Annotated in this window: 14 protein-coding genes; 9 read left to right on the top strand and 5 right to left on the bottom strand. The window is 70.1% G+C overall.

Translation table 11 applies throughout. The annotated features are described in order from the left end of the window. Positions 1 to 7: 7 nt before the first annotated feature. A complete protein-coding gene (locus HNR01_RS05005) occupies positions 8 to 424 on the top strand; it encodes a response regulator (RefSeq protein WP_183666986.1) in 417 nt (138 codons plus the stop codon). Between the two features lie 944 nt (positions 425 to 1,368). Here the strand turns inward: HNR01_RS05005 and HNR01_RS05000 are convergent. Continuing rightward, positions 1,369 to 4,542 (bottom strand): efflux RND transporter permease subunit, encoded by a 3,174-nt coding sequence (locus HNR01_RS05000; RefSeq protein ID WP_183666984.1) that lies wholly within the window; start codon positions 4,540 to 4,542, stop codon positions 1,369 to 1,371. Between the two features lie 141 nt (positions 4,543 to 4,683). Between HNR01_RS05000 and HNR01_RS04995 the strand changes: the two genes are divergently transcribed. Further along, a complete protein-coding gene (locus HNR01_RS04995; RefSeq protein ID WP_183666982.1) occupies positions 4,684 to 5,892 on the top strand; it encodes an efflux RND transporter periplasmic adaptor subunit in 1,209 nt (402 codons plus the stop codon). Positions 5,893 to 6,168: 276 nt separating this feature from the next. Further along, entirely contained in the window at positions 6,169 to 6,990 is an 822-nt protein-coding gene (locus HNR01_RS04990; RefSeq protein WP_183666980.1) for a class I SAM-dependent methyltransferase, read from the top strand. A 54-nt stretch (positions 6,991 to 7,044) separates the two neighbouring features. Here the strand turns inward: HNR01_RS04990 and HNR01_RS04985 are convergent, their stop codons facing one another. Next, positions 7,045 to 9,114, bottom strand: a complete 2,070-nt coding sequence (locus HNR01_RS04985; protein ID WP_183666978.1) for a methyl-accepting chemotaxis protein — start codon at positions 9,112 to 9,114, stop codon at positions 7,045 to 7,047. 220 nt (positions 9,115 to 9,334) lie between these two features. Here HNR01_RS04985 and HNR01_RS04980 point away from each other — a divergent pair, with 220 nt between their 5' ends. The 4 genes from HNR01_RS04980 to HNR01_RS04965 all read left to right on the top strand — a co-directional run bounded on the left by HNR01_RS04980 (position 9,335) and on the right by HNR01_RS04965 (position 15,925). Continuing rightward, positions 9,335 to 9,793: an anthrone oxygenase family protein gene (locus HNR01_RS04980; protein WP_183666976.1), complete on the top strand. Its 459-nt coding sequence runs from the start codon at positions 9,335 to 9,337 to the stop codon at positions 9,791 to 9,793. A gap of 174 nt (positions 9,794 to 9,967) precedes the next feature. Further along, positions 9,968 to 13,093: an excinuclease ABC subunit UvrA gene (uvrA, locus tag HNR01_RS04975; RefSeq protein ID WP_183666974.1), complete on the top strand. Its 3,126-nt coding sequence runs from the start codon at positions 9,968 to 9,970 to the stop codon at positions 13,091 to 13,093. 537 nt (positions 13,094 to 13,630) lie between these two features. Then, entirely contained in the window at positions 13,631 to 14,572 is a 942-nt protein-coding gene (locus HNR01_RS04970; RefSeq protein WP_017484279.1) for a transporter family protein, read from the top strand. A gap of 378 nt (positions 14,573 to 14,950) precedes the next feature. Next, entirely contained in the window at positions 14,951 to 15,925 is a 975-nt protein-coding gene (locus tag HNR01_RS04965; protein ID WP_183666972.1) for a S1C family serine protease, read from the top strand. Positions 15,926 to 15,953: 28 nt separating this feature from the next. On the opposite strand, the gene HNR01_RS27870 is transcribed toward HNR01_RS04965, so the two are convergent. Then, positions 15,954 to 17,567 carry a calcium-binding protein gene (locus tag HNR01_RS27870; RefSeq protein ID WP_183666970.1) on the bottom strand — a complete coding sequence of 538 codons (1,614 nt, stop codon included), beginning with the start codon at positions 17,565 to 17,567 and terminating at the stop codon, positions 15,954 to 15,956. 471 nt (positions 17,568 to 18,038) lie between these two features. Between HNR01_RS27870 and HNR01_RS04955 the strand changes: the two genes are divergently transcribed. Together HNR01_RS04955 and trmFO are read left to right on the top strand one after the other, a co-directional pair. Continuing rightward, positions 18,039 to 20,189 (top strand): methyl-accepting chemotaxis protein, encoded by a 2,151-nt coding sequence (locus HNR01_RS04955; protein WP_183666968.1) that lies wholly within the window; start codon positions 18,039 to 18,041, stop codon positions 20,187 to 20,189. Positions 20,190 to 20,273: 84 nt separating this feature from the next. Then, positions 20,274 to 21,698 carry a methylenetetrahydrofolate--tRNA-(uracil(54)-C(5))-methyltransferase (FADH(2)-oxidizing) TrmFO gene (gene trmFO, locus HNR01_RS04950; RefSeq protein ID WP_183666966.1) on the top strand — a complete coding sequence of 475 codons (1,425 nt, stop codon included), beginning with the start codon at positions 20,274 to 20,276 and terminating at the stop codon, positions 21,696 to 21,698. A 390-nt stretch (positions 21,699 to 22,088) separates the two neighbouring features. Here the strand turns inward: trmFO and HNR01_RS04945 are convergent, their stop codons facing one another. Both HNR01_RS04945 and HNR01_RS04940 read right to left on the bottom strand, forming a co-directional pair. Further along, positions 22,089 to 22,280: a hypothetical protein gene (locus HNR01_RS04945; protein WP_017484283.1), complete on the bottom strand. Its 192-nt coding sequence runs from the start codon at positions 22,278 to 22,280 to the stop codon at positions 22,089 to 22,091. 398 nt (positions 22,281 to 22,678) lie between these two features. After that, positions 22,679 to 22,963 carry a hypothetical protein gene (locus tag HNR01_RS04940; protein ID WP_017484284.1) on the bottom strand — a complete coding sequence of 95 codons (285 nt, stop codon included), beginning with the start codon at positions 22,961 to 22,963 and terminating at the stop codon, positions 22,679 to 22,681. Positions 22,964 to 23,280 lie beyond the last annotated feature (317 nt).

The following is a 23,280-nucleotide window of genomic DNA, read 5'->3' as shown; positions in this document are numbered from 1 at the left end:
AAGCCCTATGGATCGGCCCGCTTCTCCTGCCCCGCACAGCGACGTGCGGCTGCTGGCTCTCGTCGTGGAGAGCGAGACGGAGGCCCGCATCGCGACGGCGGACCGGCTGGCGGAAGCCGGCTTCGAGGTGCTGGAAGCCTGGAGCGCGCAGAGCGCCCTCCTCCAGATCGAGCGCCATCCGATGCTGCGCCTCGTCGTCGTCGATGCCGACCTGCCGGGGGCCGAGGCCCGTTTCGCCCTGGTCCACGAGATCGCCCGGCACCGGCCGGACCTGTGCCTCATCGCCCTCTCGGCCGGCCCCGCCCCCGGCCCCGGCACCCTGCCGGAGGGCGTGCGGTTCGCTGCGAAGCCGCTCGGTCCGGCGCTCGCGCGAGCGGTATGGGATGCATTGGAGCATCGCCCCGAAGGTGACGGCCGGCTTTAGGAAACCCATGCGAAAACAAGGGGCTGGCCCGTCGACCGCGGTCCGATGTCCAGGACGAGGCCCGGAGGCTGCCAAGCCGCAGCGTCAACCGATTTTCCAGGAATCGGGAAGCGGGGCGAGGTCCGGCTCGACCCATTCCCGCCGCGCGCGCGCTCGACAGCGTCTCCCGATGCCAGTGGGACAGCAGCCAATCCCGATCACCGAGGGGCGAGAGCATCACAGATTGAAGCACGCGATGGAGCGGCACATCCGCCCCGTGGTCGCGCAAGACGCCGGCGGCGGCGCGGAGCGAGGCCAGCGTGATCGTGTGATGATAGCCACTCGTCTCGGTGTTCGCCGTGCCGGTCGCCTCGTTATACGCCGTGATCAGCCGCCGGATCCGCTCCGGCGCCGTCAGGCTCGGCCGGTGCCGCAACAGCCAGAGCGCCATCGCGTAGTGACCCGCATGCGTCCATTCCGGCCGCGGCAGGCTTCGATCGAGGAAGGCCGAGGTGAACCGTTCGATCGAGCTGTCGTCGGAGAGCATGATTGCCGATCGTCCTTCGTTTGAGGCCTGACCGGCATGGAAAAACCCCGCCGATCGGGCGGGGTTGAGAGCAGCGTCGCGATTCTGAGACCCGGCTTTACCGGTAACTCGGATCGCCCGCGCGCACGAACGCCGCCGGATGACGGCGGGCTTGCGGCCGATGCGGGCGGAGCGTCCTGCACATGCCGTCCTGTCTATCGGTTGCTCGGCCTCCCTTCAATGCGCGGCTTGCGTTTCGAGGCGCCGAACGCGGGGTCACACGCTTCCAGGCACCTTCCGCGCGCTTGCCACCGTCGTTCCGGTGAAGTGCAGCAGGACCCAGGAGCCACCCGTGCGGCGTCGCCGAAGCAGGGCGTCGAGGCCGGTCAGGGAGCGCACGCCTCCGGCGGCCCTCGCTCAGCCTGCCCGGACGCTTCGGTCATTCCGCCGGCACGCCTGCGCCCGTCCCATCCGCCTTCCTCGCCCCTGCCGCTTCGGCCCCCTCCCTCCGCAGCCGCTCGGCGGCGACGTAGAAGACCGGGGTGACGAACAGGGTCAGGATCGTGGCGACCAGCAGGCCGCCGATCACCACCGTGCCCATGGAGAGGCGGGCATTCGCCCCCGCGCCGCTGGCGATGGCGAGCGGCACCGAGCCGAGGATGAAAGCGAACGACGTCATCAGGATCGGGCGCATGCGCATCCGCGTGGCGTGCTGGGCCGCCTCCAGCGCGCCCTCCCCCCTGGCGCGCAGCTCCTCGGCGAAGGAGACGAGCAGGATCGAGTTCTTGGCGGCCAGGCCGACGAGGAGCAGCAGGCCGATCTGGCCGAACACGTCGAGCGGCATGCCACGCAGGGCCAGGAACCCGACCGCTCCGAAGATGGCGAGCGGTGTGGCGAGCAGGATCACCAGCGGCAGCCGCAGGCTCTCGTACTGCCCGGCCAGGAAGCAGAAGATCATGAACACGCCGAGGCCGAAGACCAGCGGCGCGACGTTGCCGGCGATCTTCTCCTGATAGGCGATCTCGGACCACTCGATCGAGGTGTTGCGCGGCAGATCCTCCGCCAGCTCCTCGATCGCCGCGATCACCGTGCCGGAGCTGGAGCCGGGGGCGACCGTCACCGCCACCTCGATCGCCGGATAGGTGTTGTAGGACAGGACCGCCGTCGGACCCGTCGTGAACTTCGCCTGGACCAGGGAGCCGAGGCGCACGGGCTCCCCTTGCGCGTTGAGGACGGTGAGCGCCTCCAGATCCTGGAACAGGCGCCGCCCGGAGGCGTCGCTCTGGACATAGACCTGGTAGACGAAGCCGAAGCGGTTGAAGAGATTGACGAAGCTCGATCCGACATAGGTGCCGAGCGCCTCGAACAGCCGCGCCAGCGGCACGCCGAGCTGCTCGGCCTTGGCCCGGTCGATGTCGAGGCGGAGCTGCGGCACGCCCCAATCGGTGGTCGGCGTCGCGCTCGACACGCCCGGCAGGGCCCGGATCCGCTCGATGAAGTCGTTGGCCGTCCGCGCCAGTCCAAGGCCGCCGTTGCCGGAGCGATCCTGGATCTCCAGGGTCAGGCCGCCGCGGGAGCCGAGCCCCGGCAGCGGCGAGGGGTTGGCGATGCGCACCTGCCCGTCGGGGTCGTGCCGGAAGCGCTCCTCCATGTCGCGGATCAGGTCGTCGACCGTGGTCTTGCGCTCGTCCCAGGGCTTCATCACGGGGATGTTGAAGCCGTAAAACGGGGCGACCGTGTCGGCGAGGAAGCTGCGCCCGCTGACGCCGATGGTGTGATCGACGTCGTCCCGGGCACGCAGCGCCGCGCCGAAGCGGGCATTCATCGCCTCCGTCCGCTGCACCGAGGCGCCGAGCGGCATCGCGACCTCGGCATAGAGATAGCCCTGGTCCTCGTCCGGCACGAAGCCGGTCGGGCGCTGCATCAGGAGCATGACCGTGGCACCGGCAAACAGCGCGAACACGACGAGCGTCGGGATGACGTGGCGGGCGAGCCATCCGATCGCGCCGGCGACGAAGTCGGCCGCCCGCTCCAGGGCGATGTTGAACCAGTCGAGCGGCTTGCGCCACCAGCGCGTCTTCTCGTGCCCGTCCGCCTGTCCCTCCCTGGCATGGGGCTTCAGCAGCAGGCCGCACAGGGCCGGCGTCAGGGTCAGCGAGACGACCGCCGAGATCAGCACCGAGATGGCGATGGTGAGCGCGAACTGGTTGTAGAGCTGCCCCGTGAGGCCGGGGATGAAGGCCACCGGCACGAACAGGGCGGCGAGCACCAGCGTCGTCGCGATGACGGGGCCGCCGATCTCGTTGACCGCCTCGCGGGAGGCGGGCTTCGGCTCCATCCCCTCGGCCATCAGCCGCTCGGTGTTCTCGACGACGATGATCGCGTCGTCCACCACGAGGCCGACCGCGAGCACGAGGCCGAGCAGGCTCAGCGTGTTGAAAGAGAAGCCGAGCAGCGCCATCGGCCCGAAGGTGCCGATCAGCGCGATCGGCACGGCGATGGTCGGGATCAGCGTGGCGCGCCAGTTCTGCAGGAACAGGTAGGTGACGACCGTGACGATGAGGATCGCCTCGAGCAGGGTCCGCACCACCTCGTAGATCGCCTCCTTGACGAACTCGGTCGAGTCGAGGGCGATGGTGTAGTGCAGCCCCGGAGGAAAGCGCTTGGCGAGATCCGCCATGGTCTCGCGCGTCCCGTTCATCACCTCGACCGCGTTGGCGTCCGGGTTCTGGAAGATGCCCAGCGTCGCCGAGGGCTTGCCGTCGAAGTTCGAGGTGACGCCGTACTGCTCCGAGCCGAGTTCCACCCGCGCCACGTCGGAGACGCGCACCACCGAGCCGTCGGGGTCGGCCCTCAGGACGATGTTGCCGAACTCCTCCGGCTTCATCAGCCGGCCCTTGGTGACGAGCTGCAGCTCGAACGGGGTGGCGCGGCCCATCGGCAGCTTGCCGAGGGAGCCCGTGGTCACCTGCGCGTTCTGCGCCTGGACCGCCTGGAGCACCGTCTCGGTCGAGAGGGAGAGCGCCTCCATCCGGGCCGGGTCGAGCCAGATGCGCATGGCGTAGCGCATGTTGGAGAAGTTCAGGATGCGGCCCATGCCGGTGACCCGGCGCAGGGGCTTGATGACCTGGGTCTCGGCGTAGTTGGCCAGGAACAGCTCGTCGAAACCGGTGCCCTCGTTGGCGTAGAGCACGACGTTGCCGAGCCGCTGGCGCGACGACTTCTGGATCTCCAGCCCTTGCGCCCGCACCGCTTCCGGCAGCTTCGCCTCGGCGCGGCTCGAGCGGGTCAGCACTTCCGCCGCGGCGGCGTCGAGGTTCGAGCCGACCTCGAAGGTGGCGTCGAGCGAGACGCTGCCGTCGGTCGATGAGGTCGACTGGATGTAGATGAGGTTGGGCGCGCCGTTGATCTCCTGCTCCAGCGGGATCGCGATCGATTCGTAGGCCTGCTGGGCCGAGGCGCCGGGATAGGTCGCCTGGATGTTGATGATCGGTGGGGCGATCTCGGGATACTGCGCCACCGGCAGCGTCAGCCCGGCGACGAGGCCGATCACCGTGATGAGGACGGAGATCACGCCCGCGAGGATCGGCCGGTCGACGAACGTGGCGAACATTCGAGGGGCCGCCTCCGAAAATTCAACGGGGCCGTGAAGGACCCGCGTGCAACGTCTTGAGACTCCGCGTGTTCCCTCCGGTGCCGCGCCCGGAACGGGCCGGGCGGCCGGCCCCCGTCCCGCTCTCGGAGAACCGATCTCGTGCGCCAAGGCGTCGGCTTCGTCATCACCGGTCTCGTCGTCGGCGCGCTCGGGATCGCCGCGGGCGCGTGGTGGGGGGCGGGACATCCGATCCCCGGCTTCCTGGCCCATCACTTCAAGGTGGCGAGCCGCGGCGACACGAAGCGCGCCCGGGAGGAGCCGCGGCTGGCGGTGAGGACAGTGCGCGCCAGCGCCCAGGAGGTGCCGGTCGCCTTCGAGTATACCGGCACGATCATCTCGCCCCGCGACGCCGAGCTGCAGACGCGGGTGACCGGCTTCGTGGTGGAGCGCCCGTTCGAGCCCGGCGGCCACGTGAAGAAGGGGCAGGTGCTGTTCCGCATCGACCCCCGCCCGTTCGAGGTCGCCCTCAAATCGGCGCGGGCCCTGCGCGACCAGGCCAAGGCCTCCCTCGACTTCGCCCAGGCCGAGGTGAACCGCACCGAGCAGCTCGCCGACAAGGGCTTCGCCACCGAGCAGCGCGCCCAGCAGAACCAGTCGAACCTCGCCACGGCCAATGCCAAGCTCGAAGAGGCGGAGGCCGCCATCGCCCGTCAGCAGCTGAACCTCGACTACGCGGTGATCCGCGCGCCCTTCGACGGGCGCTCCTCCCTGTCGCTGGCCAATATCGGCGACATGGTGATCGAGAACCAGACCAAGCTCGTCTCCGTGGTTCAGGTGAACCCGATCGACGTGCAGATGGCGCTCTCCTCCGAGGACGCGGAAGCCGTGCGGGTGGCGCAAGCCGAGGGGCGGGTGAAGGTCCAGCTCCTCGACGTGGGGCGCGAGCCCGTGCGCGAGGCCACGATCTACCGGCTCGACAACCGCTTCGATCCCCGGACCGGCCGCCGCCTGATCCAGGCCTGGCTCGACAACGCGGACGAGCGCTACCTGCCCGGCCGCTTCGTCCGCTCGCGCATCGAGGTCGGCCGGCAGGAGCGCCTCTTGGTGCCCACCATCGCCCTCTCGGCCCAGCTCGACCAGCAGGTGGTCTGGACCGTGGACGAGGCCGGCACCGTTCACATGACCGCGATCGAGGTCGGCGACGTCTACGGCGACAACACCGCCGTGCTCAAAGGCCTCAAGCCCGGCACGCTGGTCGTGACCGACCATCTCCAGAGCATGCGCCAGAACCTCAAGGTCGAGCCGCGGGCCGGCGACGAGGTCAACGCCGTGGGCAACACCCCCGCCCAGGGCGAGGCGCGGCACTGAACGAGGCGATGAGCGAGGCGAGACACCGAGTCCTGTCCCGTGATCACCGGATCCCGTGAGAGGCAAGGTCTTGATGCGACGCGCGTTCCGCGGGCGACGCGTATTCTACCCGGATGGTGCGGGAACCATAATGCGGTGAAAGTCTCGCACAGGTTCGGGCGATGACCTATGAAAGGCCGCGATCAGACAAGGTCAAGGCTATGCAAGGTCAGCGTGTCGTCGGTTGCATCGTGAGCGCCACGAACGATTGATCTCACACCGGAAGCCGTTCGAACGATGATGGTCGATACCAAGTATCTCGACGGATCGGCTCTCTACGGCGATGATCTCGCGCCGGGGGAGATCGCGCGCTGGTACGCGCAGGAGGAGCAGGGCTTCTACCGGCTCGCGACCGAGGTCTACAAACTCGAAGCGTCCGGCTCCTACAGCTACGAGTACGATGCGCTCAACGCCTTCCACGGCTTCGACCGGCTGCGCGACCGCCGATTCGACACCTGCGTCGCGCTGGGCTGCGCGGCGGGCGACGACGTCGCCCCCCTGGCCGACCGGGTGGAGCGCTTCGTCGGGATCGAGCCCGCCGAGGAGTGGTGGGGAGACCGTATCGGCGGACGCCCGGCCCGCTTCATCAAGCCGCTTCCCTCCGGCGACATCCCGCTGCCCGACGACGGTGCCGACCTGTTCGTGAGCCTGGGCGTGCTCCACCACATCCCCAACGTCTCGCACGTGCTCGCCGAGGCGCACCGCATCCTCAGGCCCGGCGGCCTCCTGGTCTTCCGCGAGCCGATCACCTCGATGGGCGACTGGACCCAGGCGCGCTACGGCCTGACCCGGAACGAGCGCGGCCTGCCGCTGCCGTGGCTGCACGACCGGCTCGACCGCATCGGCTTCGACATCGTGCGGGAGGCCCCCTGCATGACCAACGCGCTGGCGAAGATCGCCCGCAGGGTCGTTCCGGGCCATCTCTACGCCCGCCGGGGCTACGTCGCGCTCGACGCGGCGGTGAGCCGGATGCTCGCCTTCAACATCAGCTACCACCGCACGGCGTTCCTGAAGCGGATCGCCCCCTCGAACGTCTTCGTGATCGCCGCGAAGCGCTGAGGCCGTGCGGGCGGGGCGAGCGCACCGCCCGCCCCCTCCCCTGTCACGCGGCCGTCACGCCGCCCGCACCTGGGCGAGAAAGCCGCCGACCTCCCGGCGCAGGGCCGTCGCCTGACGGGCGAGGTCGCTCGCCGCGTCGAGCACCTGACCGGAGCCGGTGCTGGCGTCGTCGGCGGTGCGGGCCACCCCCGCCACATCGTCCGAGGCGCGGCGCGTGCCCTGCGAGGTCTCGACCGTGGTGCGGGCGATCTCGGCGGTGGCCGCGCCCTGCTGCTCGACCGCGGCGGCGATGTCGCCGGAGATCCGCGACAGGTCGCGGATCGTGCGGGCGATGCCGGTGATCCCCGAGACCGAAGCGCCGGTGGCGGCCTCGATCTCGGCCATCCGCCCGGCGATCTCGTCGGTAGCCCGCGCCGTCTGGGCGGCGAGCCCCTTCACCTCGGCGGCGACGACGGCAAAGCCCCGTCCGGCCTCGCCCGCGCGGGCCGCCTCGATCGTGGCGTTGAGCGCGAGCAGGTTGGTCTGCCCGGCGATCTGCGAGATCAGCCCGACGATCTGGCCGATGCTGCTCGCGGCCGAGGCGAGGCGCTCGACCTCGCCGGCGGTGCGGGCGGCCTCCTCCTCGGCCGCGCTCGCCGCCAGCGCCGAGGAGCCGACCTGAGCCGAGATCTCGCGGATCGAGGCGGACAGCTCTTCCGTCGCCGCGGCGATGCCGTCGGAGGAGCGCGCCGCCTGCGCCGAGGCCTGCGCCGCCGAGGCGCTGAGCGACGAGGTCTGGCCCGCCGCCGTGCTCATCGCCCGCGCGGCGCCCTCCAGTTGCTGCGCGGCGGCCGAGACCGCCTCGACGATGCCGCCGACACGGGATTCGAAGCCGTCGGCCACCGCCATCATCGCCGCGTGCCGGCGGGCGGCTTCCTCCTCCGCGCCGCGCTCCTGCGCGGCGCGGATGCGGGCGCGCTCGGCCACGCTGTCGCGGAAGGCCAGCGCCGCGGCGGCGATGGCGCGCAGCTCGCCCGGACCCTTCACCGGGATCTCGACCTGCGTCTCGCCGCGCCCGATCGCGGTCAGCGCGCGGGCCATCCGGCTCAGGGGGCGGGCGATGGCCGAGCCGAGGCCGAAGGCCAGCGCCACCGAGAGCAGAAGGGTGGCGAGCGCCGCCCCGGCCCAGAGCAGCACGGTGCGCTCGGCCTGGGACCGGGCCGCCCCCGCTTCCCGCGCCAGGGCGGCCGTCAGACGGTCCTCGATGCCCTTCAACCCGTCGATGCGTTGGGTGGCGAGCCGGAACCAGCCCTTGGCGTCGCTGAAGGCGGGGACCTGGCCCGGCGCCGTGTCGAGGGCGAGGCTGCGGATCCGGGCGACCTCGCGGGCGGCCTCCGCCGCATTCGCCGCATCGAGCGCGGCGATCTCGTCCGCGGAGCCGGCGGCGCGGAACAGCCCCTCGAACGTCGCCTGGTCCGAGGCCAGCCCGGTGAGCCGGCGCAGGCCCGCGAGGTCGATCGCGCCCGCGGCGAACACGGCGGAGGCGGCCGCCCGCTCCTGGCCGGCGAACTCCTTGAGCGAGAGGAAGGCGGACAGGGCGGAAACCCGGGCGCCGATGGCCGGATCGGCGGCGGTCTGCGCCACTCCGCGCACGACCCCGAGGGCGTCCGCGATGATGCCGGAATAGGTCGCGAGGTTGGCCGGCACGCTCGCCTCCAGCCGATCCACCGCGCCGCGATGACGCTCGATCCCGCCGAGCTTTTTGCGCAGGGTCGCTGCCTTGCCCGCGAAATCCGCATCCGCGCCTGCTCCGGCGGCTTCGAGATCGCTCACGAGGGCGTCGCGCGCCGCGTCCGTCAGCCGGCGCTGCGCGGCGAGTTCCGGGGCGAACTGGCTGCCCTTCGAACCGAGATAGAGGCTGGAGGCGCCGCGCTCCTTCTGCGCCTCGTGGACGAAGGCGCCGATCCGGACCGACAGGTCGGCCAGTTCCTCCATCCGTGCCATCGCCCGGCCCTGCCCCACCCGCTCCGTCACCGCCACCCCCGCAACGGCGCCGAAGGCGAGGCAGGGGATCAGAGCCACCGCGACGATGCGGGCGCGCAGGGAGGAGGGCAGCGCGGCAGAGAGGGAAAGAGGCAGAGACATGAGACAGGTGTCCGGGTCGAAAACGCCCGGAAGGTGCGGAGCGAGCGTAAAGCAACGATTTCTCCCGACGTTAATCGCTTAATTTTTGTGCAAACAGAGCAATATTTGGATGAGAAACCAGTATTTCGATGCTAGCTTTGCTCAAACAACGCTCAACACGGCGGGCTATCCGGGGATGGGAAATCGTCGTTTCCTGTCCGGTCTCCCACGGAAGCCCCCGATGATCCCTGCCCTCCTCGCCCTCGTCATCGCCGCCCTGTTCACGGGGGCGGCCCTCTACATCCTCGTCGCCGAGCAGCCGGCGCGCCTGCTGATCCCGGAACCGGCCCTGCTGGTGCAGTGGCGCCGGGCCTATCACGGCGGCACCGCCATGCAGGGAAGCCTCGCCGTCCTCGGCTTCCTCTGCGCCGCCCTGGCGTGGTGGCTCACCGGGCGGACGGGCTTCCTCGCGGGCGGGCTCGTGCTCGTGGCGAACTGGCCCTACACGCTCATCGTCATCATGCCGGTCAACCGGCGGCTGGAGGCGCTCGAACCGTCAGCGCTCGAATCGTCCGCCGCCGGCCAGCCGGTCCGTGCCCTGGTCGAACGCTGGGGCCGCCTGCATGCGGGCCGCATCGGGCTCGGGGGGCTGGCGCTGCTGATCCTGTTCTGGACGCTCGCCAGCTTGACCGTTGCTTGAACGTTTCAGGCCGGCATTGCCGTCGTACCCGTTCCGTTCTAGTGGTCTCAAACCGCGCGGAACCCATCTTCCGTTCCCGAAACCTGTTCTTCGCGCGGCACACCTTCTGCCCGCCCGAACGGATCGGGGGCAGAGCATCGGTTCGCCCGGATCGTCGCAGAGAATTTGTCGTCCATGGCCACAGCCAAAGCCCGCAAGACTGAGACCGCGGCCAAGTCCAAGGAACGGACTACCAAGGAACGGACCACCGAGCGGCGGACCACGGAGGAACAGACCGACGCGCGGCTCTCCGCCCTGTTCGACGCGGCGCCGGCGCCCCGCGACACCCGCGTCATCTCCGTGCGCGGCGCCCGCGAGCACAATCTCAAGAACGTCGACCTGACGATCCCCCGCGACCGGTTCGTGGTGTTCACCGGCCTGTCGGGCTCGGGCAAGTCGTCGCTCGCCTTCGACACGATCTACGCGGAAGGGCAGCGCCGCTACGTTGAATCGCTCTCGGCCTATGCCCGCCAGTTCCTGGAGATGATGTCGAAGCCCGACGTCGATCAGATCGACGGGCTCTCGCCGGCGATCTCCATCGAGCAGAAGACCACCTCGAAGAACCCCCGCTCGACCGTCGGCACGGTGACCGAGATCTACGACTACATGCGCCTGCTCTGGGCGCGGGTCGGCATCCCCTACTCGCCGGCCACCGGCGAGCCGATCGAGAGCCAGACCGTCAGCCAGATGGTCGACCGGGTGCTGGAGCTGCCGGAGAAGACCCGGCTCTACCTGCTCGCGCCGGTGGTGCGCGGCCGCAAGGGCGAGTACCGCAAGGAGATCGCCGAGTTTCAGAAGAAGGGCTTTCAGCGCCTTCGCATCGACGGCGAGTACTACCCGATCGACGACGTGCCGAAGCTCGACAAGAAGCTCAAGCACGACATCGACGTGGTGGTGGACCGCATCGTCGTGCGCGACGACATCGCCAGCCGCCTCGCCGATTCCTTCGAGACCGCGCTCGATCTCGCCGACGGCATCGCCGACATCGAGTTCGCGGATGCCCCGGAAGGGGAAACGCCCAAAAAGATCACGTTCTCATCACGCTTCGCCTGTCCGGTCTCGGGCTTTACCATCCCCGAGATCGAGCCGCGGCTGTTCTCGTTCAACAACCCGTTCGGCGCCTGCCCGACCTGCGGCGGCATCGGCCACGAGATGCGGATCGACCCCGAACTGGTGGTCTCCGATCCCGCGCTCACCCTGAAGCGCGGGGCGGTGGGCCCCTGGGCCAAGTCCACCTCGCCCTATTACGACCAGACGCTCGACGCGCTGGCCCGGCATTTCGGCTTCAAGACCACGGTGGCGTGGTCGGCGCTCCCCGCGCAGGCGCGCGACGTGATCCTGTTCGGCACGGGCAAGGAATCGGTACGCTTCGACTACAACGACGGGCTTCGCTCCTACTCGGTCAACAAGCCGTTCGAGGGCGTGATCCCGAACCTGGAGCGGCGCTACAAGGAGACCGAGAGCGACGCCTCCCGCGAGGAAATCGGCCGCTTCATGAGCGCGACGCCCTGCGCCGCCTGCGGCGGCAAAAGGCTCAAACCCGAGGCGCTCGCGGTCAAGATCGACCGGCAGGACATCGGCGAGGTCACCGCGCTCTCCGTGCGCGAGGCGCATCGCTGGTTCTCGGAGATTTCTGAAAAGCTCACCGACAAGCAGAACGAGATCGCGGTTCGAATCCTGAAGGAGATCCGCGACCGGCTGACCTTCCTCGTCGATGTCGGCCTCGAATACCTGACGCTGGCGCGCGGCTCGGGCTCGCTCTCGGGCGGCGAGAGCCAGCGCATCCGGCTCGCCTCGCAGATCGGCTCGGGCCTCACGGGCGTGCTCTACGTCCTCGACGAGCCCTCGATCGGCCTGCACCAGCGCGACAACGAGCGCCTGCTCGGCACCCTCAAGCGCCTGCGCGATCTCGGCAACTCGGTGATCGTGGTCGAGCACGACGAGGACGCGATCCTCCAGGCCGACTACGTGGTCGATGTCGGCCCGGGCGCGGGCATCCATGGCGGCGAGATCGTCGCGCAGGGCACGCCGGAAGAGCTTCTGAAGGACCCGGCTTCGCTCACCGCGAAATATCTCACCGGCGAACTCTCGGTGCATACGCCCAAAGCCCGGCGCAAGCCCGGCCGCGGGATGCTGCGGCTGGTCGGCGCGCGCGGCAACAACCTGAAGAACGTGACCGCCGAGATCCCGCTCGGCACCTTCACCTGCATCACCGGCGTCTCCGGCGGCGGCAAGTCGACCCTCATCATCGACACGCTCTACAAGGCGGCGGCCAAGCGCCTCAACGGCGCCCTGGAGCACCCCGCCCCGTTCGAGCGGATCGACGGGCTGGAGCATCTCGACAAGGTCATCGACATCGACCAGTCGCCGATCGGCCGCACCCCGCGCTCGAACCCGGCGACCTATACCGGCGCCTTCACCCCGATCCGCGACTGGTTCGCCGGCCTGCCCGAGGCCAAGGCCCGCGGCTACCAGGCCGGGCGCTTCTCCTTCAACGTCAAGGGCGGGCGCTGCGAGGCCTGCTCCGGCGACGGCGTCATCAAGATCGAGATGCACTTCCTGCCCGACGTCTACGTCACCTGCGACGTGTGCAAGGGCAAGCGCTACGACCGCGAGACGCTGGAGGTGCGCTACCGCAACAAGTCCATCGCCGACGTGCTCGACATGACCGTCGAGGAGGCCGCGGACCTGTTCAAGGCCGTCCCCTCCATCCGCGAGAAGATGGAGACGCTGGCCCGCGTCGGCCTGCACTACGTCCGCGTCGGTCAGCAGGCGACCACGCTCTCCGGCGGCGAGGCGCAGCGGGTGAAGCTGTCCAAGGAGCTGTCGAAGCGCGCCACCGGCCGCACCCTCTACATCCTCGACGAGCCGACCACCGGCCTGCACTTCCACGACGTCGCCAAGCTGATGGAGGTGCTCCACGAGCTGGTCGAGCAGGGCAACACCGTCGTCGTGATCGAGCACAACCTCGAGGTCATCAAGACCGCCGACTGGGTGATCGACATGGGCCCCGAGGGCGGCGACGGCGGCGGCCGCGTCGTGGCGCAGGGCACGCCGGAAGAGATCGCCGCGAGCACGGCGAGCCATACCGGCCGCTTCCTGCGCGAGGTGCTGGCGCGCCGTCCCGCCGGAACGCCGCCGAAGGCGTCGGCCAAAACGGCGGCCAAAACGGCGGCGAAGGGCGCCGACGACGGTAAGCCGAAAGCCGCAGGAGCCGCACGCCGCCGCGGCGCGGTCGCGGGCCGGCAGGCGGCGGAGTAGGGGGACGGCACAACCCCGATGACGGTCGGTTCCGGAGCGGTCGAGGCTCCGGGCCGGGACGCCGATTCGGACCGGCTGACCGGTTCGTCCGTCGCGCCGCGACCGGGTGTGACCGCCTTGGCCCGGCACCGATCTCGCATTCGCACTTGCGTAATCGCCCCGCCCGCCCTGCCGAAGCCTCCCGGCCAGGTTGGAGAGCCAATTGCTTGAGGAAAATGTACTATTTTACCTGAATCCAGCTTGCGGCACTGCGTTGGCCGAAGATGGTCAGCATTAAGGGATCGTTAAGGGCTTCGTTGCTCCGCAGCGAAAATGCGACTTTTGCGCAACGGTGAGATCCGAACTGCCGAGATTGAAGGCAATCCCCTGTCTTTCGCGGCCGGTCTGTAGAATAGTTCCCGACGTCGAGACTTGAGGTGCGGCCGTAGGGGGCACCGGCACTGGCCCGGCCATCCCGCTCTGGGGAGCGAGGGGCGCGTAAGGGGGTGCGGGCGCTACGGGGCGGACGCCTGAAATCCTTGGGAAGGAACGAGAAAAATGATGAAGAACTGGCTCGCCGCGGGCGCGATCGCGCTCACGGCCGGAATGACGACGACCGTCGCCCAGGCGCAGACGACCACGGTTCCCGGTGAGCAGGTCGGTCTGGCCGTCGGTGCGCCGCTTCCCGAGGGCATCTACGCGATCAACACCTTCACCTATCGCAGCCCGGATGGCCCGAACGCGACCGCGGTCGACACCGCCGTCAACATTCCGATCCTGGTGTGGGCGACCCCCTACGTGCCGTTCGGCGGCCGCCTCGAGTTCGTCGTGGCCCCCCCGACCGTGTTCACCTTCAGCCGCGCGGCCGGCGGCCGTGACACCTCGATCAACGTCGGCACCTTCGTCGGCGCGATCTGGGCGTTCGATCTCGGCGGCAACATCGGCGTCAGCTTGCTCGGCGGTTCGTACCTCAACGAGCTCAACGCCGGTCGCGGCGGCGGCCTGAACATCCTGGCCTCCAACACCTACCGCGTCGGCGGCGCCATCAGCTACACCGGCGACGGCTGGAACCTGACCGCCAACCTGACCTACAACTTCTACGACTCCCCGAGCCGCTTCAACGGCCCGAACGGCATCCCGGCCTTCTTCGGCCCGGTGCAGATCTCGGACGCGTTCAACCTCGACCTGACCGCGACCAAGAAGTTCGGCAAGTTCGAGATCGGTGCGATCGGCTACGGCACGGTCAACCTCGACCCGAACCTGCTCGCCTTCGTGAACGATCCGACCAGCCGCATCGGTCGCGGTGGCCGGTTCGCCCTCGGCGGCCTCATCGGCTACGACTTCGGACCGTTCTCGGTTCAGGCCTACGTCGCCCGCGACGTCGTGACCTCGGCCGGCGTCCGCGAGAGCACCGACGGCTGGTTCCGCATCGTCGCCCCGCTCTACACCCCGGCGGCGGCTCCGGCCCCGGCTCCGGCCCCGCTGGTTCGCAAGTACTGATCGATCGGAGCGGGGACGCGCCGCGTCCCCACGCCCCGCGCGACGAAGCCGTCCGGCCGCAAGGCCGGGCGGCTTCGTCTGTTTTCGGGGGGCGGCGGCCCGATCCGGCCCCTGCGCCGAGCCCGGGTCCGCCATCCCGGAAGAAGCGATCGGATCTCGGCCCGACGGCTCACCGCAGGCCCGGCCGCAACCGGATCGCACCGACCGGAGCACCTCGACCTGACCACGGCGCGAGCGCCATTCGACGCGGTGCCGGACGGGTGTCGGGGTGATGTGCGCCGCCTATCTGTGTCGGGAGCGCCGCCCGACAGCCCGGATGCGATCCGCCTCGCGGAAAGCCTCCGGCGCACGGCGGCGGGGCGCAGGGAAAGTGCAGACATGTCCGCGCACGGCGAATTCAGGATCCCGGCCGCCCTGCAGCCGAAGGCCGGCGATTACGCCTACGATCTGGAGCGGGCGCTGACCTCGGTCGTCTCGCTCTCGACCCGAGTGCCGGCGGACGCCTTCACGGCGGAGACGCTCGGCACCGAGCGGGCCGGCAACGGCGTCGTGATCCGCGAGGACGGATTGGTGCTCACAATCGGCTACCTCGTGCTGGAGGCCGAGAGCGTCTGGCTCACCACCCAGGACGGGCGCTCCGTGCCGGCCTACGTGGTCGGCTACGACGGCGAGACGGGCTTCGGCCTCGTCCAGGCACTCGGCCGCCTCGACCTGCCCGCCCTCAGGCTCGGCAGCGCGGACGCGCTGCAGATCGGCGAGCGGGCGGTGATCGCCGGAGCGGGCGGGCGCTCGCACAGCCTCGCGGTCGAACTCGTCGCCCGGCAGGAATTCGCCGGTTACTGGGAATACGTCCTCGACGAGGCGCTGTTCACCGCCCCCGCCCACCCGCACTGGGGCGGGACCGCCCTGATCGGGCCGGACGGGGCGCTGATCGGCATCGGCTCGCTGCAGCTGCAGCAGGGCGGCTCGGGGGCGGGCCGGGCGATCAACATGGTCGTGCCGATCGACCTCCTGCCGCCGATCCTCACCGATCTCGAGACCCGCGGCCGGGCCGCCCGCCCGCCCCGTCCCTGGCTCGGCCTCTACGCCACGGAGACCGAGGACGGCGTCGTGGTGATGGGCGCCGCCGACAAGGGGCCGGCGGAGGCCGCGGACCTGCGCGCGGGCGACGTGCTGGCCGAAGTGGCGGGCGAGCCGGTGGCCGACCTCGCCGGCTTCTTCCGGCAGGTCTGGGCACTCGGCGAGGCGGGGGTGCGGGTGCCGCTCACGGTCAGCCGGGACGGGCGCCTGACGCGGCTCTCGCTCACGTCAGTCGACCGCGACCGGTTCCTGATCGGCCCGAGGCTGCACTGACGGCCCTCTGCCTCTTGCCCGACGATCGTCACACGATGAGGAAATCGGTGTGGTCGAGGATGGCGTGGTTGTCCAATACGGCGATCAGGACGGCCTCCTTCCTGCCGCTGCCGTCGGCGTCGTAGAACAGCTCGCCCGTCTTCTGCCTGTAGAGGATGCGGTCGTCGGCGTCCGCCTTGGCCGGGCCGAGTTGCTTGAACTGCTCGGGCGCCAGCACGCCGATGGCGAGGCGCGAGAAGACCGCGTGGTCGAGCTGGAACCCGTCATCCCGAGACACGAAGTCCCTGACGTGATCGACATTGCCGCGGCCGGACGGGGTGTCGAACACGAAGGTGTCCGCTCCTGACCCGCCGGTGAGCCGATCCTCGCCGAGCCCGCCCGCGAGCCGGTCGTCGCCGCCGCCGCCGTCGAGCCGGTTGTCGCCGGCATTGCCGAGGAGCGTCTGACCGAACGTATTTCCGGTCAGGGACAGGGGGGCGCCGCCGGTGCTCCGCGCAAGTTGCAGGATCTCCACCTCCTGGTCGGCGGCGAGCCGGTACGTGCTCGTCGCCACGACCCGGTCGGTACCCTGCCCCGCGCCCTCGAACACGCGGTCGCCCGGCGTGTCGACGAAGTAGGTGTCGTCGCCCGCCCCGCCGACGAGCTGGTCGCGTCCGCCGCCCCCGCGCAGCACGTCGTCGCCCGCATCGCCGAACAGCCGGTCGGCGCCGGCCGTGCCGATCAGCGTGTCGTCGCCGCCGAAGCCCAGGACCGGGTTGCCGCTGCCGTCGGCCTCGAGCCGGTCGGCGTCCCGGCCGCCGACGAGATAGGCGACGCCCTCGCCCTTGTTCAGGAAGCCGTAGTCGATCCCGGTCGCTTCGCTGGCGGCCGCGACCAGATTGTCGAAGGCCGCGGCCTGCGTCTCCGCGGCCGGACGGCCGGCGAGTTCTTGGAAGAAGCGCGCGTAGGCGTCGAGGCCGAAATCCTCGTAGACTTGATAGAGCAGGGAAGCGGCCAAGTCCGCAGCACCCCAGTTGTTGGGGTTCGGCACACCGGAAGCCGCGCCCAAAGTGGTGGCGAGCGTGACGTCCGCGTTCTGGAAGAACGTCTGCGCCAAGTCCTCGAGGATGGACTGCTTGAATTCGCCGAAGGGCAGTGCGCCGAAGGCGCTTCCGGGAATATCGGCCTCCTGCATCGACACGAAGCGGTTGGCGATCGCGAATCCCGTGACGAAGGCATCCACGTTCCCGAGCTGCGGGCCGTAGAACCAGAAGTTCCGTCCGAGTTCGTAAAAGACGGTCTGATCGAAGGTGCCGCCCTCGGCCGCGCCGGCATAGAGCCGATCGAAGGCGGAGGTCGTGAGTTCGATGCCGGAGGCTCCGAGAAAGCCGATCGCGTCCGCCGCCCCCTCGAGCGCCGTCGGCACCTCGGCGATCGTGAGCAGGCCGTTATAGAGCCTGTAGGGCGCCGGGGCCTGCCCGGTGATGGCGAGATAGACGTCGTAGGCGGCGTCGATCCGGTGGAGGATGTCCTCGACGACGTCGCCATTGAGGTTCCCGGACGAGGTCAGGAGCGCGACGCGTGCGCCCTGCCAGGGATAGAGCGAGACGAGGTAGCCGTCGTAGACGGCGTAGGGCAGCGCCCCGTCGGGAGAGATCGCCATGGCCGTCCGCTCCATCTGTCTGAGCCGGATCTCGCCGACCCGGATCTTGGGGAACGAGGGGCGACGGTAGCGCGGGCGCGGTGTCGGCGGACCCGCCGCGATATGGCAGCGGCCGGCAATTGCGGCTTAAGTCTTCCGGAGTGGTCGTGCCGGTTCGCGGGCGTGCGGCCGGGCTTCGGTTCACGCCACTTCCAGTGGATCCTTTGAGCGGACTCCTTCGGCGCCGCCTCGCCCATCACCCGGAACCGCGCAGGGAGCCCGAAATCCACCCTGTAGATTGTGCGAAGATGATCGTATCATATGATATAAAACCTGGGCCGAATGCGTCGAGGTCGGCGTGGAGAGCGTCTGAGGCGGCAATCGAACGGGTCGATCTTCGGTTTACACCGGGCAGAATGTGCAAAGTTCGCGGCTCGTTAACATTCGAGATTTTACAACCCGTCGTCTCTTCATTCGAGCCGAAACGACGACATGCCGAGCTTGCAGCGCATCAGCACCCGTTTGCCCGCGGCGACGATCGGACTTGCGCTTCTCAGCGCGACGGCGATGGGCGGCTTGAGTTGGTCGTCGGCCAAGTCGGGCCTCGTCCAGGCCGCGGGCGAACGGCTGCAGCTCGCCGCCGAGGCGCGGCGCGACGCGATCGAACTCGTCGCCGACCGGATGCAGGCCGACTTCCTGTCGGTCGCCGTGCATCCGCAGGTCGCCTCGAACGCCCCCGACCTGATCGAGGCGCTCGACCCGGACAAGGCCGATTACACTACCGTGACGGCGGCCCTGCGCGAGCTGATGACGCCCGAGGCGCGCCTCGCCTTCGAGGCCCCCGGCACCATGTACGGCCGCCGCCACGGCAAGGTGCAGGAAGTGGCCCGCCGCCTCCTCGCCGATCCGGGCTACGGCGACCTCATCGTCGTCGATGAACAGGGCCGTATCGCCTACACCACCACCAAGGGCGCGGATTTCGCCAAGTCCCTCGACGATCCGGCGCTCGCCGGCAGCGGCCTCGCCCGCCTCGCCGCGCGGCTGAAGGGGCAGGATGCGGACGCGGTCGTGTTCGAGGATTTCGCCGCCTATCCGGTGGGTGAGGGCCCCTCCGCCTTCATCGGCCGGGCGCTGACCAAGCGGGCGAACGTGGCCATGGGAACCGGGCAGGCGGCGGAGCGGATCGGCTTCATCGCGCTCCGCGTCACGCCGGCCCTGTTCGACCGGACGCTGTCCAAGCGCGTGGGCCTCGGCGAGACCGGGCAGATCGTGGCGGCGGGCGCCGACGGGCGCCTGCGCTCCAACCCGCCCCTGGACCGGGCCGTGCGGGCCGGCGCTCCGCTGGCGGAGATCGGCATCCCGGCCGAGCGCGCGCGGGAGAGCGGCAGCTTCGCCTACGCGACGCCTGAGGGCGGCCAGATGGCGGCGAGCGCCCCCGTCTCGGTGCTCGGTGCCCCCTGGGCGGTGATCGCCGAGCAGAGCGAGGCGGAGGCCGTGAGCGCGGCGAGCGCCCTGTCGCGCACGCTCGCCCTGATCGGCCTGTGCGTGCTCGCGGGCACCGGCCTCGCCGGCCTGCTGCTCACCCGCTCCATCGTCGTGCCGCTGGGCGCGCTGACCCGCGCGCTCCAGGCGCTGGCCGCCCGCCAGCCCCTGGCCGAGGTGCCGGGCCACCGCCGCCGCGACGAGATCGGCGACATCGCCCGCGCCGTGGTGACGATCCGCGACATGTCGCTGGAGGAGGCGGCGCAGCAGCTCAAGACCACCGAGGCGGCACGGATGCGCGAGGAGCAGAGCCGCCGCGCCCTCTTGCGCGACCTCGCCGACCGCTTCGAGCAATCGGTCGGCGCCATCGTCGCCCGGGTCTCGGAGGCGGTCGACGGACTTCAGGCCTCGTCGGGCCGGATGCGCCACTCCGTCGAGAGCACGGCGGCCCGCTCCACCAGCGTCTCGGGCGCGGCCCAGCAGACCGCCGGCAACGTCAACGCCGTGGCGGCGGCGGCCGAGGAACTCGGCGCCACCGTCGAGGAGATCGGCCGTCAGGTCGAGCAGGCGGCCGGCATGTCGGCGCAGGCGGTGGAGGCGGCCGGCCGCACCGAGGCGACGATGGCCGCCCTCGCGGCGGCGGCCAACCGCATCGGCGACGTGGTCGGCCTCGTCTCGACCATCGCCGGCCAGACCAACCTGCTGGCGCTGAACGCCACCATCGAGGCGGCGCGGGCCGGCGAGGCGGGCCGCGGCTTCGCCGTGGTCGCGGCCGAGGTGAAGGAGCTGGCCTCCCAGACCGCCCGGGCGACCGAGGAGATCGGCCAGCAGGTCGGCGCGATCCAGGCCGCCGCCGGCGGCGTCTCCCAGGCGATCCAGGACATCGCCGGGCAGATCCAGGCCATGAGCGGCGTGACCACCGGCATCGCCACGGCGGTCGAGGAGCAGGGCGCGACGACGCAGGAGATCGTGCGCAGCATGGCCCAGGCCTCGGCCGGCACCGGCGAGGTGACGGCGAGCATCGCCGCGGTCGCCGCGGAGGCCGACGAAGCCGGCCGCGCGGCCGGGGCCGTCGCGGCGGCGGCGGACGCGCTGGCCGAGCAGTCGGGTGCGCTGCGCGCCGAGATGGGGCAGTTCCTCTCGAACGTCCGGGCGGCCTGAGCACGGAGGCGGGCTCCGCGGCCGATCGACGACTTCGCGCCGGGCCGCATTGATCGCGGGCCGGCGTGGTTCTATCCCGTCGCGATGACGAACCCGATCCATATCGTCGGCGGCGGCCTCGCCGGTTCCGAGGCCGCGTGGCAGATCGCCGAGGGCGGCCGCCCGGTCGTGCTGCACGAGATGCGGCCCCATCGCGGCACGGACGCCCACCAGACCGAGGGGCTGGCGGAACTCGTCTGCTCCAACTCCTTCCGCTCGGACGACGCCAACGGCAACGCCGTCGGCCTGCTGCATCAGGAGATGCGCAGCCTCGACTCGCTGATCATGCGCGCCGCCGACGCGAACCAAGTGCCCGCCGGCGGGGCGCTCGCCGTCGACCGCGAGGGATTTTCGCGGGCCGTCACCGCGGCGCTGGAAGCGCACCCCAACGTCACGGTCGTGCGCGAGGAGATCGCCGGCCTGCCCCCCGAGGCATGGGGCTCGACCATCCTCGCCACCGGCCCCCTCACCTCCCCGGCACTCGCCGAGGCCGTCGGCGCGCTGACGGGCCGGGACTCGCTCGCCTTCTTCGACGCCATCGCCCCGATCGTCCACCGCGACTCGATCGATATGGGCAAGGCGTGGTTCCAGTCCCGCTACGACAAGGCCGGGCCCGGCGGCACGGGGGCGGACTACCTCAACTGTCCGATGGACCGGGAGCAGTACGAGGCCTTCGTGGCCGCGCTGATCGCGGGCGAGAAGACGGCGTTCAAGGAATGGGAGGCCACGACCCCCTATTTCGACGGCTGCTTGCCGATCGAGGTGATGGCCGAGCGCGGACCCGAGACCCTGCGCCACGGGCCGATGAAGCCGGTCGGCCTCACCAACCCGCACAACCCGACGGTGAAGGCCTACGCCATCGTCCAGCTCCGCCAGGACAACGCGCTCGGTACCCTGTTCAACATGGTCGGCTTCCAGACCAAGCTGCGCCACGCCGAGCAGGTCCGGATCTTCCGCACGATTCCGGGGCTGGAGAACGCCGAGTTCGCCCGTCTCGGCGGCCTGCATCGCAACACCTATCTCGACAGCCCGCGCCTGCTCGACGCCACCCTGCGGCTGAAGGCGAGGCCGCAGCTCCGCTTCGCCGGCCAGATCACCGGTTGCGAGGGCTATGTCGAGAGCGCCGCGGTCGGGCTGATGGCCGGCCGCTACGCGCTCGCCGAAGCCGAGGGACGCGCCCTCGCCCCCCTGCCCCCGACCACCGCGCTCGGCGCTCTGATCGGCCACATCACCGGCGGCCACGTCGCGGCGAGCGAGGCGGCGGAGGCCAATGCGCCCCGCTCCTTCCAGCCGATGAACGTGAATTTCGGGCTGTTCCCGCCGCTCGAGCGGATGCCGCGCAACGAGACGGGCAGGCGCCTGCGCGGGCCGGAAAAAGCGGCGCTGAAGAAGCGGGCGCTGACCGACCGGGCGCGGGAAGACCTCGCGGTCTGGATGGTCGATGAGGGACTTCCGCGTGCCGCGGAGTAGTCGCGGCTTCCCGGTTTCAGGCTCTGCCCTGAACACTCGCCAAGGGCCTTGCGGCCCTTGGGACACCCGGGATCTCGCAAAGGACGGGGCTTCGGCCACACGGCGCGGTTGACCGGATCGATGTCGGACGGGACGATCCGCACCACCTTGGTCGAGACCGCGCCGCCCTCGTCATCCGGCACCGAGCTCGCGTGACGGCGGTTGTGCCCGATGCCGTCGCGCGTAGCGCGGTCCACAAAGCCTTGCCGAGGGGCGCCCCGGACCTGCCGCAGGGATACGCATCTGCGGCAGGGTCATTCAGCGCCAGGATGATGGTCTCGCAGGGGGGCCGGACCGGGCGGCGCGCGTCGCGCTCGTAACGTCTCGCCAGGGCCTGTCCTCGGCGCCGGTTCAGCTCGAGAAGGAGCCGAAACCTTCGAAGGCATTCGTCGGCGAAGCGTTCGCCTTCTGATGGTGCTCTTCGGTGTTTTGTTCGTCGGTAATGGGTTGATCGGGCGTGTGATCGAGATTTTCTGGGTAGTTCCGGTCAGAGACAAAGGCGAGCGACGCGGCAGTGCGATCGGGCTGCTTGTCTGTGGTCATCCAAACTCCTCGGAGAATCGGCCGCCGATATGGCCGAGCTCGGGATAAGCCTTGCGGATGAATTATGCAAAGCACGCCCCTGTCCGCTTCCCCGCCACGAGCCCGCCGGTGGGCCGAGCCACCCTCCCCGCCGGCGGGAGGATGAGGAAGCCGGTCTCGCGATGAGGAGAAATAGGGCGCCTCCGGAGCGGTGGGCGCGGCTGCCCGGGATCCATTCAGGAGCTCGCTGCGATGGCGCTCTGCCCGAGGAAGGCGCATTGCGGGCGGTATCTCGGCCCGATTGGCCCTTGGGTCGGTCCACGCGAGGCAGAGACCTGTGGGCGTACGTTCTCGGGATCTCCTCGCGGCCGGATGCTGGACCAGGCACGCCGCCGGCCGCACCCGACCCGATGCCCTAATTATCGGCTACCGCTCGATCCCGAGGACGAACCCGAGCCGTCACCCTTGAAGCCGGACGCGTTGGGTGAGCCCTGCATGCGCCCGTCCTGCTTCATCTCCTGGCCCGGCGCGTGGCTCGATGCGCCCGGACTCGTCGTACCCGTGGTGTCCTTCTTGTCGAATCCGGCGGCGTTCGGCGAGCCCTGCATACGGCCTTCACCCTTCGCCGAATTGTCGGCTGCCCCTGCAGCCGTGCCGCCGAGTGCCAGCACGCCGGCAGCAACGACCAAGGCGATCTTTCGCATAGCCATCTCCTGAAGCGTTTCCTCGCCGCCATCGTTCGGGCGGCTTCAAGAAACGTCCTGCGGATGGGCAATGTTCGGTGGCATGGTCTGGTGATCGGCCCCCGGGCCGTCGGCCTCTTCTCCGAAGAGGCTAGCGCCGCCGGACGCGCCGGTTCCAGCCTGCGCTTCCCCTCAGCCCGATCGGGCCCTCAGTCAGACCGACGGCTGCATCAGAGAGCCGGGAGCTGCGGCCGGATTGGCTGCGCCTCTCAAGATCCTGATGTTATCTGAAATTTTTGCCAAGCAACGGCAAGAGAATGAATGGCGCGCCCGAAAGG

The sequence above is a fragment of the Methylorubrum rhodesianum genome (assembly GCF_014199985.1).
GTDB classification, from domain to species: Bacteria; Pseudomonadota; Alphaproteobacteria; order Rhizobiales; family Beijerinckiaceae; genus Methylobacterium; species Methylobacterium rhodesianum.
Note: the sequence above shows the minus strand (reverse complement) of the source record. Positions and strands in the feature narration are given on the sequence as shown.

What these genes read in the sequence shown, in the direction of transcription:
- trmFO (WP_183666966.1), top strand. Translation starts at nt 20,274, where the DNA reads ATGACGAACCCGATCCATATCGTCGGCGGCGGCCTCGCCGGTTCCGAG.
- HNR01_RS27870 (WP_183666970.1), bottom strand. Translation starts at nt 17,567, where the DNA reads ATGGCGATCTCTCCCGACGGGGCGCTGCCCTACGCCGTCTACGACGGC.
- HNR01_RS05005 (WP_183666986.1), top strand. Translation starts at nt 8, where the DNA reads ATGGATCGGCCCGCTTCTCCTGCCCCGCACAGCGACGTGCGGCTGCTG.
- HNR01_RS04990 (WP_183666980.1), top strand. Translation starts at nt 6,169, where the DNA reads ATGATGGTCGATACCAAGTATCTCGACGGATCGGCTCTCTACGGCGAT.
- uvrA (WP_183666974.1), top strand. Translation starts at nt 9,968, where the DNA reads ATGGCCACAGCCAAAGCCCGCAAGACTGAGACCGCGGCCAAGTCCAAG.
- HNR01_RS04970 (WP_017484279.1), top strand. Translation starts at nt 13,631, where the DNA reads ATGATGAAGAACTGGCTCGCCGCGGGCGCGATCGCGCTCACGGCCGGA.
- HNR01_RS04955 (WP_183666968.1), top strand. Translation starts at nt 18,039, where the DNA reads ATGCCGAGCTTGCAGCGCATCAGCACCCGTTTGCCCGCGGCGACGATC.
- HNR01_RS04980 (WP_183666976.1), top strand. Translation starts at nt 9,335, where the DNA reads ATGATCCCTGCCCTCCTCGCCCTCGTCATCGCCGCCCTGTTCACGGGG.
- HNR01_RS05000 (WP_183666984.1), bottom strand. Translation starts at nt 4,542, where the DNA reads ATGTTCGCCACGTTCGTCGACCGGCCGATCCTCGCGGGCGTGATCTCC.
- HNR01_RS04940 (WP_017484284.1), bottom strand. Translation starts at nt 22,963, where the DNA reads ATGCGAAAGATCGCCTTGGTCGTTGCTGCCGGCGTGCTGGCACTCGGC.
- HNR01_RS04965 (WP_183666972.1), top strand. Translation starts at nt 14,951, where the DNA reads ATGTCCGCGCACGGCGAATTCAGGATCCCGGCCGCCCTGCAGCCGAAG.
- HNR01_RS04985 (WP_183666978.1), bottom strand. Translation starts at nt 9,114, where the DNA reads ATGTCTCTGCCTCTTTCCCTCTCTGCCGCGCTGCCCTCCTCCCTGCGC.
- HNR01_RS04945 (WP_017484283.1), bottom strand. Translation starts at nt 22,280, where the DNA reads ATGACCACAGACAAGCAGCCCGATCGCACTGCCGCGTCGCTCGCCTTT.